This is a genomic window from Spongorhabdus nitratireducens, assembly GCA_947387575.1.
Lineage (GTDB): Bacteria > Pseudomonadota > Gammaproteobacteria > Pseudomonadales > Endozoicomonadaceae > CANDOC01.
The window spans coordinates 2,501-17,992 of record CANDOC010000002.1; the positions used below are offsets into that span (position 1 = coordinate 2,501).

Annotated in this window: 14 protein-coding genes (1 of these 14 running past the window's edge); 8 read left to right on the top strand and 6 right to left on the bottom strand. The window is 50.7% G+C overall.

The annotated features are described in order from the left end of the window. Positions 1-935: the 5' portion of a tyrosine--tRNA ligase gene (tyrS, locus tag ACYZZ0_RS04675; protein ID WP_461535428.1), read on the bottom strand. 367 nt of this gene lie to the left of the window's left edge; 935 of the gene's 1,302 nt are visible here — the first part of the coding sequence; its start codon is at positions 933-935; its stop codon lies off the left edge, out of view. Between the two features lie 201 nt (positions 936-1,136). Between tyrS and ACYZZ0_RS04680 the strand changes: the two genes are divergently transcribed. Further along, positions 1,137-2,690 carry an OapA family protein gene (locus tag ACYZZ0_RS04680; RefSeq protein WP_461535429.1) on the top strand — a complete coding sequence of 518 codons (1,554 nt, stop codon included), beginning with the start codon at positions 1,137-1,139 and terminating at the stop codon, positions 2,688-2,690. Positions 2,691-2,767: 77 nt separating this feature from the next. Continuing rightward, entirely contained in the window at positions 2,768-3,871 is a 1,104-nt protein-coding gene (locus ACYZZ0_RS04685) for an anhydro-N-acetylmuramic acid kinase (RefSeq protein WP_461535430.1), read from the top strand. A gap of 114 nt (positions 3,872-3,985) precedes the next feature. Here ACYZZ0_RS04685 and erpA read toward each other — a convergent pair whose 3' ends face one another. The 4 genes from erpA to argC all read right to left on the bottom strand — a co-directional run bounded on the left by erpA (position 3,986) and on the right by argC (position 6,947). After that, positions 3,986-4,339 carry an iron-sulfur cluster insertion protein ErpA gene (gene erpA, locus ACYZZ0_RS04690; RefSeq protein ID WP_461535431.1) on the bottom strand — a complete coding sequence of 118 codons (354 nt, stop codon included), beginning with the start codon at positions 4,337-4,339 and terminating at the stop codon, positions 3,986-3,988. A 242-nt stretch (positions 4,340-4,581) separates the two neighbouring features. Continuing rightward, positions 4,582-5,028, bottom strand: coding sequence for a bactofilin family protein (locus tag ACYZZ0_RS04695; protein WP_461535432.1), 447 nt, complete (start codon positions 5,026-5,028; stop codon positions 4,582-4,584). After that, positions 5,028-5,804, bottom strand: a complete 777-nt coding sequence (locus tag ACYZZ0_RS04700; RefSeq protein WP_461535433.1) for a DUF6776 family protein — start codon at positions 5,802-5,804, stop codon at positions 5,028-5,030. The genes ACYZZ0_RS04695 and ACYZZ0_RS04700 overlap by 1 nt, the downstream gene beginning before the upstream one ends. Before the next feature lie 108 nt (positions 5,805-5,912). Then, a complete protein-coding gene (gene argC / locus ACYZZ0_RS04705; RefSeq protein WP_461535434.1) occupies positions 5,913-6,947 on the bottom strand; it encodes an N-acetyl-gamma-glutamyl-phosphate reductase in 1,035 nt (344 codons plus the stop codon). 156 nt (positions 6,948-7,103) lie between these two features. On the opposite strand from argC, the gene ACYZZ0_RS04710 reads away from it, so the two are divergent. From ACYZZ0_RS04710 to ACYZZ0_RS04730, 5 genes are all read left to right on the top strand, one after another. Then, positions 7,104-8,855 (top strand): chloride channel protein, encoded by a 1,752-nt coding sequence (locus ACYZZ0_RS04710; protein WP_461535435.1) that lies wholly within the window; start codon positions 7,104-7,106, stop codon positions 8,853-8,855. A gap of 84 nt (positions 8,856-8,939) precedes the next feature. After that, positions 8,940-9,362: a protoporphyrinogen oxidase HemJ gene (gene hemJ, locus ACYZZ0_RS04715; protein WP_461535436.1), complete on the top strand. Its 423-nt coding sequence runs from the start codon at positions 8,940-8,942 to the stop codon at positions 9,360-9,362. 307 nt (positions 9,363-9,669) lie between these two features. Beyond that, positions 9,670-11,802, top strand: a complete 2,133-nt coding sequence (locus tag ACYZZ0_RS04720) for a di-heme-cytochrome C peroxidase (protein ID WP_461535437.1) — start codon at positions 9,670-9,672, stop codon at positions 11,800-11,802. Between the two features lie 62 nt (positions 11,803-11,864). Further along, positions 11,865-12,722 carry a DUF805 domain-containing protein gene (locus ACYZZ0_RS04725; RefSeq protein ID WP_461535438.1) on the top strand — a complete coding sequence of 286 codons (858 nt, stop codon included), beginning with the start codon at positions 11,865-11,867 and terminating at the stop codon, positions 12,720-12,722. A 265-nt stretch (positions 12,723-12,987) separates the two neighbouring features. Next, positions 12,988-13,407 carry a globin family protein gene (locus tag ACYZZ0_RS04730; protein ID WP_461535439.1) on the top strand — a complete coding sequence of 140 codons (420 nt, stop codon included), beginning with the start codon at positions 12,988-12,990 and terminating at the stop codon, positions 13,405-13,407. 11 nt (positions 13,408-13,418) lie between these two features. On the opposite strand, the gene ACYZZ0_RS04735 is transcribed toward ACYZZ0_RS04730, so the two are convergent. Next, complete coding sequence (locus ACYZZ0_RS04735; RefSeq protein ID WP_461535440.1) at positions 13,419-13,832, bottom strand: OsmC family protein; 414 nt, start codon at positions 13,830-13,832, stop codon at positions 13,419-13,421. Positions 13,833-14,066: 234 nt separating this feature from the next. Here ACYZZ0_RS04735 and ACYZZ0_RS04740 point away from each other — a divergent pair, with 234 nt between their 5' ends. Beyond that, positions 14,067-15,455: a YjiH family protein gene (locus ACYZZ0_RS04740; protein WP_461535441.1), complete on the top strand. Its 1,389-nt coding sequence runs from the start codon at positions 14,067-14,069 to the stop codon at positions 15,453-15,455. The last annotated feature ends 37 nt before the right edge of the window (positions 15,456-15,492 follow it).

The following is a 15,492-nucleotide window of genomic DNA, read 5'->3' on the forward strand; positions in this document are numbered from 1 at the left end:
ACCATGCGGGTCATTTCTTTGGCCAGAATACCCTGGGCGCTCTTGCGACCGGAGATCTGGGCATCAGCTTCTTCAATTGAAGTAATCTCTTCGATGCTCAGGAAGGTAAAGAAGCGCAGGAACTTGTAGACGTCAGCATCAGCACTGTTCATCCAGAACTGGTAGAAGCTGTACGGAGAGGTCTTGGCCGGATCCAGCCATATGGCACCGGATTCGGTCTTGCCGAACTTGGTGCCGTCAGCCTTGGTTACCAGCGGAACAGTCATACCAAAAGTCTGGGACTTGTTCTGGCGACGGGACAGGTCGATACCACCGACGATATTACCCCACTGATCCTGGCCACCCACCTGAATCGTGCAGTCATGGCGACGGTTCAGTTCGGAGAAGTCCATTCCCTGCAGCAGGGCATAGGAGAATTCGGTGAAGGAAATACCGGAGCCTTCACGCTCGATACGCTGCTTTACAGATTCTTTGTTAACCATGCTGTTAACAGAGAAGTGCTTGCCGACATCCCGCAGGAAGGTCAGCATGTTGGTTTCGCCGGCCCAGTCCAGGTTGTTAACAACTTTGGCGCTGTTCTCGCCACAGTCGAAATCGATAAACTGGCTGACCTGGGCTTTGATCTTGTCAGCCCAGCCTGCAACGATATCAGGAGTATTCAGCTGACGCTCAGCAGCTTTGAAGCTCGGATCACCAATCAGACCGGTAGCACCACCCACCAGCGCAATCGGAGTGTGGCCAGCCATCTGGAAACGCTTCAGTACCAGCAGCGGAACCAGGTGACCCAGATGCAGACTGTCAGCTGTCGGATCAAAACCGCAATACAGTGCTCTGGGCTCCTTCAAGTGTTCCGCCAGCTCTTCAGCAGCGGTTACCTGATAAACAAGTCCACGGGATTCTAACTCTTGCAGTAATGCATTCTGGCTGGCAGACATTCTTCAACCTGACCGGATAATTCATAAAAATAACGATAAGCTGGCAAGTATACAGACTGGCAGAACAATTTCACCATGCTGCCAGGGAGTGTTGCTAATGAGAGATGCAATCTCTTCACTTCCCGACAGCACGGCCGACAGTTTTGCATATACTTATACTGATGCTACTGCCAAATCACGTGATGAAACCATAAGCACGGCATGAAACACCTTGTTCGTACCGTATTATCGGGGGCTTTTCCCCGGCGGCACTTTCTGCTGGCATCCTGCACAGCCGGGATGATTGGCTTCGCCCTTCTTTTACCTACACCGGAAGTTTCGGCAAAGCGAACAGAGGTTCCTCTTGAGCTGGAAGTCAGTCAACCCAATCCGGATAACTTCACCCTGAAGTCAGAAATTATTGCAGCAGCTAAACATGCTGAAGAGCAGTTATTAAAGCAAGAGAGTAAGCCTGCAGCAGAAAAACCAAAACCCTCCACACCTCCTCGCAAGAAAGAACAGGCCTCGGTATCAGTCGTCGCCAAAGTCAAACCAGCAAAATCCGATACCAAAGCTGCGGTTCCCAAAGCTGAAGTAAAAGAAGTCAGCAAAGCCGTAGCAACAGCAAAGACAACCAAAAAAGAAGCTACACAAAAGACCGGAAAAGATGGGCTGCACTGGAAACACGTTGCTATCAAGAGTGGTGACAACCTGTCAGATCTTTTCCAGAGCCAGGGCGTTTCTGCCACACACGCTCATAAAATCGCCCGCAGTAGTAGTCTTGGTAAAGCTCTGAACTGGATCAAACCAGGGCAAAGCCTGTCATTTGGTATCGACGCCAAAGGACAGCTGGCAGAGCTGAAGCATATCCGCAATAAACTGGAAACAGCCCACTTTATATATAAGGGTGGTCAGTATCACGGCCAGATGATTACCCGCACTCCGGATATTGTTGCTGTAGGCGCTGCTGGCAAGATCACCGATGCCTTGTATCTGGCAGGTCAGAAGGCCGGCATTCCTCACAGAATCACCATGCATCTGGCTGATATTTTTGCCTGGGATATCGATTTTGCGCTGGATATCAGGGAAGGCGATACCTTCCGGGTTTTATATGAGGAACATCGGCTGGATGGTGAACGGATCGGTTTTGGTGACATTCTGGCTGCCGAATTTATCAATCAGGGCGAACGTTATCAGGCTATTCGTTATACCGACAGCCGGGGTAAAACAGCCTATTACGCTCCCGATGGTAAAAGCCTGCGCAAAGCCTTTCTCAGAACCCCGGTTGAGTTTGCCCGCATTAGCTCCCACTTTAATCTCAAACGGCGCCATCCGGTACTGAACCGTATCCGTGCTCATAAGGGTGTCGATTATGCGGCTCCTCACGGTACCGCGATAAAAAGTGTCGGGGATGGCAAAGTGACCTTTTCCGGCAAGAAAGGTGGCTACGGCAATGTAGTTATCATTCAGCACGGACAGCGTTATCAGACACTGTATGCCCATATGAGTGGCTTTGCCCGGGGAGTAAAAGTGGGTAGAGAGGTTCTGCAGGGACAGGTTATTGGTTATGTCGGGATGACAGGACTGGCAACAGGACCTCACCTGCATTATGAATTCAGGGTTAATGGCAATCACGTCAATCCTGTGACGGTTAAATTCCCTAACGCGGCTCCCATTGCCAAAGCCGAAATGGGTCGATTTAAAAAGCATACAACGCTGGTTATGGCGCGCCTGAACAAGTCCTCTCCAACCATGCTGGCTTCATCATCTAAATAAACTCACCTGCTTGCCTCTGCCATCCTTATGGATTTTTTGTCATGCTAGTCCTGAATGAATGACAGGCATGTCAGCTAATGAGCAAGCTCTATATTGGTTTAATGTCCGGTACCAGCATCGATGGTATGGATGGCGCACTGGTTGATTTCAGCAACCACAAACCACAACTGCTGCAGACAGCATCGGTGTCCTTTCCCGACAAACTGCAGGATCAACTGCATCAGTTATGCAGCCCCGGCCATAATGAAGTCCACCAGCTCGGGTTAGCCAGCCGTGAGCTGGGCGATATTGCTGCCGTTACGGTAAACAAGCTGCTTGAGCAGCACAATCTTGAGGCCAGTTCAGTCACAGCGATTGGATTCCACGGTCAGACCATACGCCACCATCCCGAGCTGGGCTTTACCTTGCAGATCGGCGATGCCTCTCGAATAGCAGAACAAACCAGTATTACAACGGTTGCCGATTTCCGCAGCCGGGATGTGGCTGCTGGCGGTCAGGGTGCTCCACTGGCGCCTTTTTTTCATCAGGCACTTTGTGATTCAGATAAGCAATCAGCCGTGGTGTTGAATATTGGCGGACTGGCCAATATCTCGGTGATGCCTTCTGTTCAAAACCCTCAGCTTTGTGGTTTTGATACCGGCCCCGGCAATACCCTGATGGATGCCTGGTGCCGAAAACATCTTGGCAAGCCTTTTGATAGTAACGGCCAGTGGGCTCAAAGCGGGCAGGTGTCAGAAAAGTTATTACAGGCACTGATGGCAACACCTTATCTGCAACTGTCACCTCCAAAATCAACCGGGCGAGAGCTGTTTAATCTTGAATGGTTGTTACAACATTTACAGAATTTTCAGAATCTACCGCCACAGGATGTACAGGCAACCCTGTGTGCCTTCACTGCCGAGTCTATTGCTCTGGCCATCACTCAATATGCGGCAAACCGCCAGCAGGTTTTTGTCTGTGGTGGTGGCGCAGACAACTCCCACTTAATGACATTGTTGCAACAGCAATTGCCGAATATGTCCATCAATACGACAGCCGCTTTGGGCATTGATCCACAATGGATTGAAGCTGCCGCGTTTGCATGGCTGAGTATGCAAACAATGGAATCAAATACTATAGCCCTGCCTTCTATTACCGGTGCTTCCGGTAAACGTATTCTGGGTGCTATTTATCAGGCTTAAGGGCTGAGAACAAAATTAAAGCAGAAACCAGAAATAAATTACCCGGCAATCAGCCGGGTAAACAGGGGGAAGGAAGAAAACCTGCATGGATCTCATGCAGGCTATATTGATTCTTCAGATCGAGAAAGATGAGCCACAGCCGCAGGTTGTTGCAGCATTGGGGTTTTTCACCAGAAAACGCGAGCCTTCAAGACCTTCCTGATAATCTACTTCAGCTCCGACAAGATACTGGAAGCTCATCGGGTCAATAACGACAGCCATACCGCCCTTACGCACGACAGTATCGTCTTCAGCTACTTCTTCATCAAAGGTAAAGCCATACTGAAAGCCGGAACACCCGCCACCTGTCACATAAACCCGCAGGTGAAGACGGTCGTTGCCTTCTTCATCAACCAGGGTTTTAACCTTATTTGCCGCACTGTCTGTAATTGTTACAGGATCGGGAATAAAGGTTTCAGCCGTACTCATCCAACCTCCGGAAATTGTGGCTATCGTCTCTGTTTTATCATATGAATATCTGGCATAAGGCCAGCACACATATAACTGTCAGACGCATTCCACTGTATGCAGTCTGCTCACTGCAGCTACTACTGTGGTGTTCTAATGGTAAAATTATCCAATTACCTTAGCACTACAGTCAACTATTACACATACTAACCAATATTGTGTCAGCCATACCCTTTTCAAGGTAAAGCTGCAGCTAACCGCTATCAGGCGTGTGCTTCTTTCTGCACCGCAGCCTTCTTGTCACCGGTATCCTTACTGGTTTTGTCCGGCAGATGCTTGGTTACAGTCTCAATCCGGTGTTCCAGACTGCCATTAATCTGGGCGCCCCGGGCCATTTCCAGCAGGTTGTAGTAAACATTGCCGCTAATAACCGCTTGTGGCGCCAACTCCAGATGGTCAGTTGCAACCACATCACCTTTCACCGTGCCATTGATCAGCATCCGGGGAACCTGGATATTGCCTTCAACAATAGCGGTTTCAGACAGGGTGATATAACCGTTTTCGGCGTCAATATTACCTTTCACCCGGCCTTCCACGTGCAGGGTGCCAGTGAAACGGATATCGCCAGTGATAGCGGTTTCTACAGAAATCAGAGTCGCGGCATCCGACTCTACCCCTTCTTCACGCGTGCGCTTGTTGTTCCACATCATTAATTAACTTCTCCATCTACTGCAGAAAACTCTGCTGCAGGCCATTCAAAGTCCTGCTCTATCTGCCTGGCCTTGCGTCCGTCTTCAAGTGTGATCAACACATTCAGCAGCGCGGGCCTGAATCCATCCGGCAATTTAAGTTCAAGTACTCCGCCGTCCAGCGGAATCGATTGAAAATAGCGAAAGCCCAGTCTGACCGGATCATCCAGCTCTTCCACCAGTGAAGCCAGCGGCAATTGCTGATCTTCACCATTCTGGTCAACACCGGAAACCCAGGCTTCCAGTGTTCCCTGTTGCAGGTTGTGTTTCTGGGCCACCTGGGTCAGCACCATCTTGAGATGGTAATGGTTCTCCATCTCTGCCGGTCTCAGGTCAAGCCGCTGTACCCGGACACCTTCTGCCAGCTGCTCAGGCACAATGATGCTCTTGTAAAGCACCAGCTCCTTTTCCAGCTGCGAGCGTCTTTCTTCCAGTTGCAGCATTTCCTGCCGGGCCATCTCCAGCGCTTTCTGGTCGACCTTGCGCCCCTGCTCATAGATAGCAACCTGTTGAGACAGGCGATCAATCTGATCTTTATGTTCTCGGGCAAGCGTCTTCAGCCGCTGATTATCAGCGGCATAATCCGCCTGCTTGCTGACAATATCGTAGCGACCATAAAACCAGCTGGATATTACCAGCATCACGGTGACTGCAATCCAGATAGCAGGCCATAAATACTGCTTGCGCGGTTGCTCCCGGACTACCCGGTAATGCCCGCTATCTTTTGTACTCTGCATCCAAACAACTCACTTCATGTTTTGAACAGATCAACAGCTCCGGAAACCGTCAGATACTGGCAACACCCTGCCCCGTTTATTTAACCCCGAGATTCAGGTAAACATAACCTAGGGAGACAAAGGCACCTGCTCCAGCCCCAGCGCCGGTTCCAGACCATACATAATATTGAAGTTCTGCACTGCCTGCCCTGCAGCACCCTTCACCAGATTATCAATCACGGACAGCACGACAACCGTGTCACCATTACCCGGGCGGTGCACAGCTATACGACAAATATTCGACCCTCTGACACTGCGGGTTTCCGGATGGCTTCCTGCAGGCAATACATCAACAAAAGGCTCGTTCTTGTAGCAGTTTTCAAATAACTGTTGTAAATCAACCGAGCGATCCGGCACTGAAACATACGTCGTTGCATGAATACCCCGAATCATGGGTAACAGATGTGGCACAAACACCAGCTCCGGAGCATCACCTGCCATCATCCCCAGCCCCTGACTGATCTCGGGTAGATGCCGGTGACCACTGACCGCATAAGCCTTGAAACTGTCTCCGGCTTCACATAACAGTGAGCCAACCTGAGCCTGACGCCCGGCACCACTTACCCCGGATTTCGCATCGGCGATGATTGTGCCATTACATAATCCGGCGCGCATCAGGGGTAATACCCCCAGTTGTATTGCCGTAGGATAGCACCCCGGGTTAGCCACCAGCCGGGCAGACTCAACTGCTTCCCGATTGAGTTCGGGCAGGCCATAAACCGCTTCTTCCAACAGTTCCGGGCAGGCATGCTCCATGCCGTACCATTCCTGCCAGGTCTGCACATCCTTCAATCGGAAGTCAGCGGCCAGATCAATTACCCTGACACCTTGCTGCAACAGGGTAGGCACCATTTTCATAGCCACCCCGTTCGGGGTCGCGAAGAATACCAGATCACACTCCCCCAGTACCTCCACTGATGGCTCAGTGAAGGCAAGATCGATACGGCCTCGCAGGCTGGGATAAATATCGTCGATCCGTTTGCCCTGCTCTGCCCGGGATGTCACCGCAGCAATACTGACCTGCGGGTGGGAAACCAGCAGTCGCAGCAACTCGACCCCGGTATAACCCGTACCTCCGACAATACCGACCTTGATTTTACTCATTTTTATTCTCGTCTTTTGTTAACATCCCCGGACCATGTCCGGAAGGGTCTAATAATAGAGAGCCTTTCTTCAGGCGACAATTCCCAAGGCGACAATCAGCCGCCTTACGATTACTGCGCGCACCACAGCACTCTCATTTACCACAACAGGGAAGCCATGTCAGACCGATACCCAGCCCTGCATTCTTTCAGACACCGACTGGCTGACGCCGAAGCGCTGCCGCAACTCGCCCTGCTGGGTATTATTTCGGGACTGGTTACCGGCAGCCTGATTATTGCCTTTCGACTGCTGGCAACCCTGCCTCTCAGCAGCTGGTACTGGGAAGCTGAAACAGATTATATAGCCCGCCTGTCCTGGGAGTTTCGGCTGACTCTTCCGCTACTGGGCGCCCTGCTGATTGCCTGGTTTTTTACCCGGCTGCAGCCCCACCAGCGTCAGGTTGGTGTTCCCCATGTTATGGAGCGTCTGGCAACTCATCAGGGACGACTGCCCGCCATGAACCTGATAGCCCAGTTTCTTGGCGCTCTGACAGCTATCGTCAGTGGTAACTCAGTTGGTCGGGAAGGCCCGTCGATTCATCTTGGCGGAGCCAGCAGCAGCCTGTTTGGTCAGTGGCTGAAGTTACCAAATAACAGCCTAAGGACACTGACTGGTTGTGGTTGTGCTGCTGCGGTAGCGGCCGGTTTTAATACCCCGATTGCAGCAGTGATTCTGACCATGGAAGTGATCATGCTGGAGTACAGTTTCAGCAGCTTGATTCCGGTAATACTGGCCTCAGTCACCGGCGCTATCCTGTCTTCGCTGGTATTCGGACAGAGCCCGGCTTTTGATGTTCCTATTCTTCACTTTACCCATACCCAGGAACTGCCTCTGGTCTTTATGCTGGGGATTGTCACCGGACTACTGGCCTTTCTGTTCTGCTATCTGGTACTGAAAATCCAGCGTTTCCCTTCCCAGTCACTGTTTGTAAGACTGGGGATTGCTGGACTACTAACCGGAATCATTGCTGTTGCTGTACCACAGGTACTGGGCATCGGCTACGAATCTGTCGACCAGATACTGCGAGGGGAATTGCCACTGGAATATATTGCGCTGATTCTGGTCGGCAAGCTGATCGCCACGACAACATCCGTCGGTATGGGTATGCCGGGAGGCCTGATTGGCCCGACGCTAGTGATGGGGGTAGCAACCGGAGCTATCACCGGGATGGTGGCCGAGCACTACTTTCAGCTGGAGTCCGGCAGTAATTTTTATGCCCTGCTGGGTATGGGCAGCATGCTGGCCGCCGTACTTCAGGCTCCACTGGCCGCGCTGCTGACCATGCTGGAGCTGACTCGCAATCCTCATATTGTGATGCCGGCCCTGCTGACCATTATCACCGCAACTCTGCTATGCCGTCAGTTATCAGGGCAGCCAGGCATCTTTGCCTCACTGCTGCAGCTGAAAGGTCATAATACCGATACCAGCCCTCTGGCCCAGTCGCTGCAGCGGGTCGGGGTTGCCAGCCTGATGCAGGGCAATATCAGTACCGTCAAACGTTTTTCATCTTCCGCGCTCTGCCGGCAAATCATCGCTGAAAAGCCGCGCTGGATATTGGTCAGTGAAAGAGCTCATATCAAACAGATTATTCCGGCAGCAGATCTGGAAAAGTTTCTGGATGAGCAATGCCTGCCCGGCGATGGCCAAGACACCTGTCCGGATACCGGCACCAGCCTGATCGATCTGATCAGCATTCCGGGAGATCACTACGAAACAGGCACCATCGATGTCAGTGCCACGCTGCTGGAAGCTCATCGTATGATGCAGCAAAACTGTACCGATATTCTGTGCGTCACCATGCAAAGCAAAACCGGCATTCGGGTTCGGGGCGTCATCACCCGACAGTCGCTGGAGGCTTATTATCACTGATAAATAGCGGGAAGCGGCAGAAACTCAAAGGCATAAAGCATATACTCCGAAGCTGATATCAATAATGATGCCTAAGGACGATATATGCTCTGGGTTAAAGCCTTTCATATCATTGCTGTGGTGTGCTGGTTTGCTGCCATTTTTTACCTGCCCCGTCTGTTTGTCTATCACGCTGCCTGTGAAGACGAAGCCGGACGGGAGCGTTTCAAAATTATGGAGCGCAAACTGTATCGCGGCATTATGACGCCCTCCATGATTGCTACCGTAATTCTGGGTCTGTGGCTGATTTCCTACACCCCGGCTTACTATATGGCTGCAGGATGGATGCACGCGAAGTTAACCCTGGTGCTGCTGTTAATTGTTTATCACTTCATCTGTGGTCACTATCTGAAAAAGTTTGCCCGTGATGAGAATCCTCACAACCATGTGTTCTACCGCTGGTTTAATGAAGTACCGGTCTTCCTGCTGATCGGGATTGTGATTCTGGTAGTCGTGCGGCCTTTCTGACAGGCCCTGTTATCAGCATTACAATGGCGCAAGTGCCGGCCCGTTTTCCGGTGCTTGCTATTTTTCCCAGAAGTGAAATGATTGCTGTAGACAATAAAAATAAGTGCCCGGGCGATTGCTTTCGAATATTTTGGGGTGTGGATTTTTTCATCCTTCAAGGCGCAGCGCCGGGAGCGTAGCCATCGCTACGTGACCCTCGCTAGGAAACCCAAGCTGCAACGCAGTAAGGGTGGAAAAAGACGCCGCCAAAATATTCGAAAGCAAGTGTTTGGGCGCACCATAACAAGCCATTAAAGGGATCTTTAATATGGCTCTGCGTCTACTGGTTTTGCTTGTAAGGCACTCCTTTCAGTTTCTCCGTCGCCACCGGCGGCAAATCGTATTTTCCTGCTTTGCCCTTTTTCTAGCCATCTTGCTGACGCTTGCAGCAGGTAAAACCTATCAGATTCTGGATCGTGATAAAGACCGGGGCGGTGTTGCATTGCAAAATGGTGCCTTCGGAGAAAGTTACGATACACCGGTCTATCTGGAGCAGGGCTGGTCAGCGGCCGACAGCTTGTGGTTCTACAACACCACTCAGGGTTCGGCTCTGCTGCCGTATGATTTTTATCTAACACTGGAACAAGCGGGTTCAACCGATCAGGTGCGATCCCAGATGAATATGGACCGCTATCGCTACCTACCCCAGAAACCAACCTTTTTTAATCCGGACGGGCTGGCAGTCGGCTTTGTTAAAGAGACCTATAAAGACAAGGATTATGTCGGTCTGACTTGTGCCGCCTGCCATACAGCCCAGGTCAACTTTAATAATCAGGCGATCCGGATCGATGGCGGTCCGGCCATGGCTGATATGGTCGGCTTTCTCGATAATCTGGAAGCTGCACTGCAACAAACCATCAGTGATGATGACAAGCGCAAGCGTTTTGTGAGTGCCGTCCTGACACTTGAGAATAACTACGATACAGAAACCCAGGTGCTGGACGACCTGTACAAGTGGACGGCCACTCGACAGCTTTACAACACGATTAACCACACCAGCGTTGATTATGGCCATGCCCGGCTGGACGCCTTCGGCCGCATATATAACCGTGTACTTCAGTACGTGCTGAACAAGGCCAATGTCGAACATATTTTGTCCGACATGACAGATCAGGCCGGAATACCGCTGTTTACCCAGCAAGAAATCAACAAGGTGCTTGAAGGTATCAATGACACTATTCTGGGCGACAGCGACTTCAGCCTGATCATCAAGCGTCTGATGTCTGATAAAACGGGCTATCCCGGCCTGGATATGTCACATATGCTGCAGGTACGAAACGCCTTGTTCAATGAGCCCAACGCTCCGGTCAGTTATCCATTCCTGTGGGATATTGCTCAGTCGGATTACGTGCAATGGAACGGGCTCGCATCCAATGCCGGGCTTGGCCCTCTTGGTCGCAACACCGGAGAAGTTATCGGCGTCTTCGGTATTCTTGACTGGAAAGCTGAAGACACCGGATTCAGTCTGGCTGCACGTCTTACCGGGCAGACGCACAAGCGAAAGCACATCAACTTCACCTCATCCATTGATCTGGTCAACCTGCAGCGACTGGAAGCACATTTGAAAAGCCTCAAGTCCCCCGTCTGGCCAGAATATGTACTGGGGGAAATTGACCAGGACAAAGCCCGACGAGGACAGAAACTCTACGCCCGCTACTGCCAGTCCTGCCATGAAGTCATTGACCGCAATAACTGGGATCGCAAAGTTATTGCCAAAATGTCGAGCCTGGAGCATATCGGTACCGATCCGACGATGGCGACAAACAGTGTTCATTACACGGGCAAGTCCGGCAATTTTGAACATACCTATCAGGATGTCGGGGTTGGTACCGTACTGATTCAGGAAACAGCACCTGTCGTGCAGGTTCTGACATCAGCGACCAAAGGCGTTGTCAGCACACCGGATACGGATAAATGGATGATCCGCCGACTGGCAGACTGGGCCTATACCCTGGGCATGTCGTTTTTCACCAACGAAATCAAACCCAGCATGAAAGCCGGTAACTATGAGCCGGATACAACCGCTCAACCCTATCGTTCGTTGCTGGCATACAAGGCCCGTTCACTCAACGGCATCTGGGCAACAGCTCCATACTTGCATAACGGCTCGGTACCCAGCCTGTATGATTTATTACTACCGGTTAAGCGCCCCGGAGATCCGCAAGACGGAGAGTATCGCCCGGATAACTTTATGGTCGGCAGTCGTGAATTCGATCCTGAGAAAGTTGGATTCAAAACCGAAGGTTACGACGGCACGGCATTTGATACCTCCATACCCGGCAATCACAACACCGGACATGAGTATGCCGCCGGCCGTACCGCACAAATGGACGGAACTGTTTTACCGGCCCTGAGCAGGCAGCAGCGTCAGGATCTGGTTGAATATCTGAAAACACTCTAGAAGTTATCTATAAACGAGTCACAAGCGAGCTGAAAACTAGCCACAGGGATGAGGCGGATTCAATGGAAGCGAAAAACTATCGCATTGTTTTCAAGGGCCAGCTGCAGCCGGACCATAAGCAGGAAACAGTCCGCCACAACTTCGCCAAATTGTTCAAGATCAGCGAAGCACAGCTGAACCAGATGTTTTCCGGTAAGCCGGTAATTCTGAAAAAGGGCTTGTCACGTAATGAAGCTCGCCATTACGAACAGGCCATTGCCAGAGCGGGGGCCCACTGTCTGGTAATGCCCGTGGCAGAGCCCGAGACCAGAACAAAGGTCTATTTGAAACCTGACCCACCACAAACAACAACCAGAAACGACAACAGCCCTGAGCAACAGGAAGATCCGATTTTTCCGGAAAGGTCACTCCCCAAAGACCTGCAACCGGCTCCGGATACCGGTTTCAATACACGTGGACGCATGGGGCGAATGCAGTATGCCTGCTGGGGCTGGGGCGGTGTTTTACTGACAACGCTTGCAGCCATGCTGCTACTGACAACGCCTGCACTACATAGCAGCACCGCTCTGAGTGAAACCATGCTTTTGCTGGCTCTTTTATGCTGCAGTATTGGTACGCTGTACATGATGATGCTTACCATGCCCCGCCTGCATGACCTGGACCATTCAGGTCTGATGTCACTACTACTGGTTATTCCCCTGCTGAATCTTGCCCTGCTGTTTTATACGACGTTAGCCAAAGGATCCCCGGGAACCAATCAATACGGCTCTCAACCTGCTGCCGCCAGCCAAGCTGAAAACTTGCTTGGCATTGTATTTCCCTTGATTTGTATGGCCTTGATAGTTGCTGCCTCGGTTTATTACTTACCCATACTGGGCAGCATGATCATGCAGATCATGCCGCTGGAACGTACCTATTAGGGAGTTGGTAGAGGGCTTCTCTGTATTTGAAAATAGAAAATGAATCTGTAACCTGTATTCGCTCGTAAAAGCAGTAAGTAGCCGATCATATGAAAGCATATATTTCTGGCCAATAAACGGGGTGCTCAGTTGGGTTGCAGTGTAGGGAGCATAGCCCAGCTATGTGACCGGAGCTGCAGCACAGCTGGGCAGTCTGGAGATTGCGTCAGAAATATGTGTTTTCATGTGACCGGTTACTGGTCCCCCATTAAAACGAGAATTACGGATGTCACTGACTGAAAAACAAATCCAACTGGTTACCGAATCCTGGCAGAGTGTTGTTCCGATTGCTGATACCGCCGGTAAACTGTTTTACGGCCGGTTGTTTGAACTGGATCCGAGCCTGCGCCCGATGTTCAAGGGCGATATCACCTCTCAAGGCAAGAAGCTGATGCAGGTGCTGGGTGTAGCTGTAAATGCCCTGAACAATCTGGACAATATTATTCCGGCACTGGAAGATATGGCACAGCGCCACGTCGCCTATGGTGTGAAAGAAGAGCACTATGAAACCGTAGGTCAAGCCCTGCTGTGGACACTACAGCAAGGTCTCGGTGACGCCTGCACTGAAGAAGTCATTGAAGCCTGGACAGCTGTTTATACCCTGATTGCCAACACTATGATGGAAGCAGCGGCAGAAACAGCCTGATACATTCGAAGTTATTGAATCTGGTAATGGTGGGTTATATTGACGCCACCATTACCCAGCATTCGGGCAACAGAGCAATACTTGTCCACCGACAGTGAAACAGCCCGTTCCACCTGCTTCTCACCCACATTATTGCCAGTCACAATAAACAGCAGATCAATGTTTGTGAATACAGATGGAATACTGTCTGCACGCTCCGCTTTTACCTTGACTTCACAGTCCACAAACTCCTGTCGGGTCTTGCGCAGCAGGGTCACAACATCAAATGCAGCACATCCGGCCAGCCCCAGCAGTACCATTTCCATTGGGCGGCCACCCTGATTCTGGCCTCCGTGATCTGCCGGGCCATCCATCACAACAGAATGACCACTACCGGTTTCGCCTGAAAACTGAACACCATCAACCCACTTAACGCTGACTTCCACCTCATTCTCCTGTTTATTTTAACTGTGAAAGAAGAAAAGAATTCATTGTAAGGAGGTCGGATTTGAAAGCCAGTATTAAATAATTATTAGGTTATTCTGCTTTTACTCTGATTAAAAACCACCGCAAAACAATAATTATTCACTTAAAAAACATATTACTCATGAACTTTATACATCAAACTGAGTCGAATTGGTCTATAACGAATATATTTTCAATAAATAGCAGGAAATATCATGGCGACTGCATCATCACAGGAGGCATCTGCGGATAGCTCACTGCCAAGCCCCCCCTGTGGCGGCCTGCGTGACCTGTTAAAGTTTCTGATTCCTTCCGGGCTGGGAATTCTTCTGTTCCTGATTCCTGTTACCCATAATGGCCAACCGACAATTATTGTCGGAGTTATCGGGAATCATCTGATCAGCTGGCTGGACAGCTGGATTCCGGTTTTTGTAGTGGGCATGATGCTGATATCCGCCGCGGTATCACTGCTGGTTCGAATCACCGATATCGCCATGATCAGGGACAGCAAACTGCTTTCCTCCCTGTTTTTTACCAGTGACTTCTGGCTGGCTGTCAGATTTATCGGAGCATCTATCGGTTTACTGGTTCTGTTTCAGGCCGGACCGGCGTGGTTATATGCAGATGATACCGGTGGACTGGTACTGAATGAGCTGCTGAAGATTCTGGTGGTTTTCTTTCTGCTGGCGGGCTTGCTGCTCCCCCTGTTGCTGGACTTTGGGCTGGTCGAAATGCTTGGCAGTCTGATGCATAAGGCACTCAGACCTATCTACACCGTTCCCGGATTTGCTGCAGTTGATATTATCGCCTCCCTGTTGGGGGACGGCACTGTCGGTACCCTGATTACCAGTCGTCAGTATGAAAAGGGTTACTATACCGGGAGAGAAGCTGCCGTTATTGCCACCGGTTTTTCAGTGGTATCGATTACCTTCAGCATCGTTGTCCTGAGCTTTGTCGGGCTCGAACATATGTTCCTGTGGTATTACAGCACTGTGATGATTGCCTGTCTGATTGCGGCTGCAATTCTGCCAAGAATAAGACCACTGTCCCGTATTCCTGACAGCTACTACGTAGAAGCTGATCAAGGCACATCAAGAGAACCCACAACGCTGAAGGCGGGGTACAGCAATGCATTGACCAAGGCCAGAACAGCACCGGGTATTCTTAGCCTGTTAAAAAATGGCGTTCACAGTGCACTGGATATCTGGATTGTGTTTCTACCGGTGATCATGACCATCGCTACACTGGGGCTGGTGATTGCCGAGCATACGACTATCTTCCATACCCTCGCCTCACCTCTGGCGTATGTACTGGAGCTTTTCAGGTTACCCGAGGCCGATAAAGCTGCTCCAGCTATTCTGCTGGGTTTTGCCGATATGTTTCTGCCCGCCACACTGGCCAAAGGTATTGAAAGTGAACTGACCCGGTTTGTTATTGCAGCACTTTCCATCACCCAGCTGATTTATATGTCCGAGGTCGGTGTACTGATTTTACGCTCTAAAATCCCTCTCGGTTTTTTACATCTGTTACAGATCTTTTTGCTCCGTACCATCATAACCTTGCCTATTATCATTCTTTCAGGCCATATCTACTTTTCCATGTAAGTGCTGCACTGCCTCATGCTCTGCAAACGGATACCAA

Coding starts and splice junctions, on each gene's coding strand:
- ACYZZ0_RS04680 (WP_461535429.1), top strand. CDS start 1,137: ATGAAACACCTTGTTCGTACCGTATTATCGGGGGCTTTTCCCCGGCGG.
- ACYZZ0_RS04685 (WP_461535430.1), top strand. CDS start 2,768: ATGAGCAAGCTCTATATTGGTTTAATGTCCGGTACCAGCATCGATGGT.
- erpA (WP_461535431.1), bottom strand. CDS start 4,339: ATGAGTACGGCTGAAACCTTTATTCCCGATCCTGTAACAATTACAGAC.
- ACYZZ0_RS04695 (WP_461535432.1), bottom strand. CDS start 5,028: ATGATGTGGAACAACAAGCGCACGCGTGAAGAAGGGGTAGAGTCGGAT.
- ACYZZ0_RS04700 (WP_461535433.1), bottom strand. CDS start 5,804: ATGCAGAGTACAAAAGATAGCGGGCATTACCGGGTAGTCCGGGAGCAA.
- argC (WP_461535434.1), bottom strand. CDS start 6,947: ATGAGTAAAATCAAGGTCGGTATTGTCGGAGGTACGGGTTATACCGGG.
- ACYZZ0_RS04710 (WP_461535435.1), top strand. CDS start 7,104: ATGTCAGACCGATACCCAGCCCTGCATTCTTTCAGACACCGACTGGCT.
- hemJ (WP_461535436.1), top strand. CDS start 8,940: ATGCTCTGGGTTAAAGCCTTTCATATCATTGCTGTGGTGTGCTGGTTT.
- ACYZZ0_RS04720 (WP_461535437.1), top strand. CDS start 9,670: ATGGCTCTGCGTCTACTGGTTTTGCTTGTAAGGCACTCCTTTCAGTTT.
- ACYZZ0_RS04725 (WP_461535438.1), top strand. CDS start 11,865: ATGGAAGCGAAAAACTATCGCATTGTTTTCAAGGGCCAGCTGCAGCCG.
- ACYZZ0_RS04730 (WP_461535439.1), top strand. CDS start 12,988: ATGTCACTGACTGAAAAACAAATCCAACTGGTTACCGAATCCTGGCAG.
- ACYZZ0_RS04740 (WP_461535441.1), top strand. CDS start 14,067: ATGGCGACTGCATCATCACAGGAGGCATCTGCGGATAGCTCACTGCCA.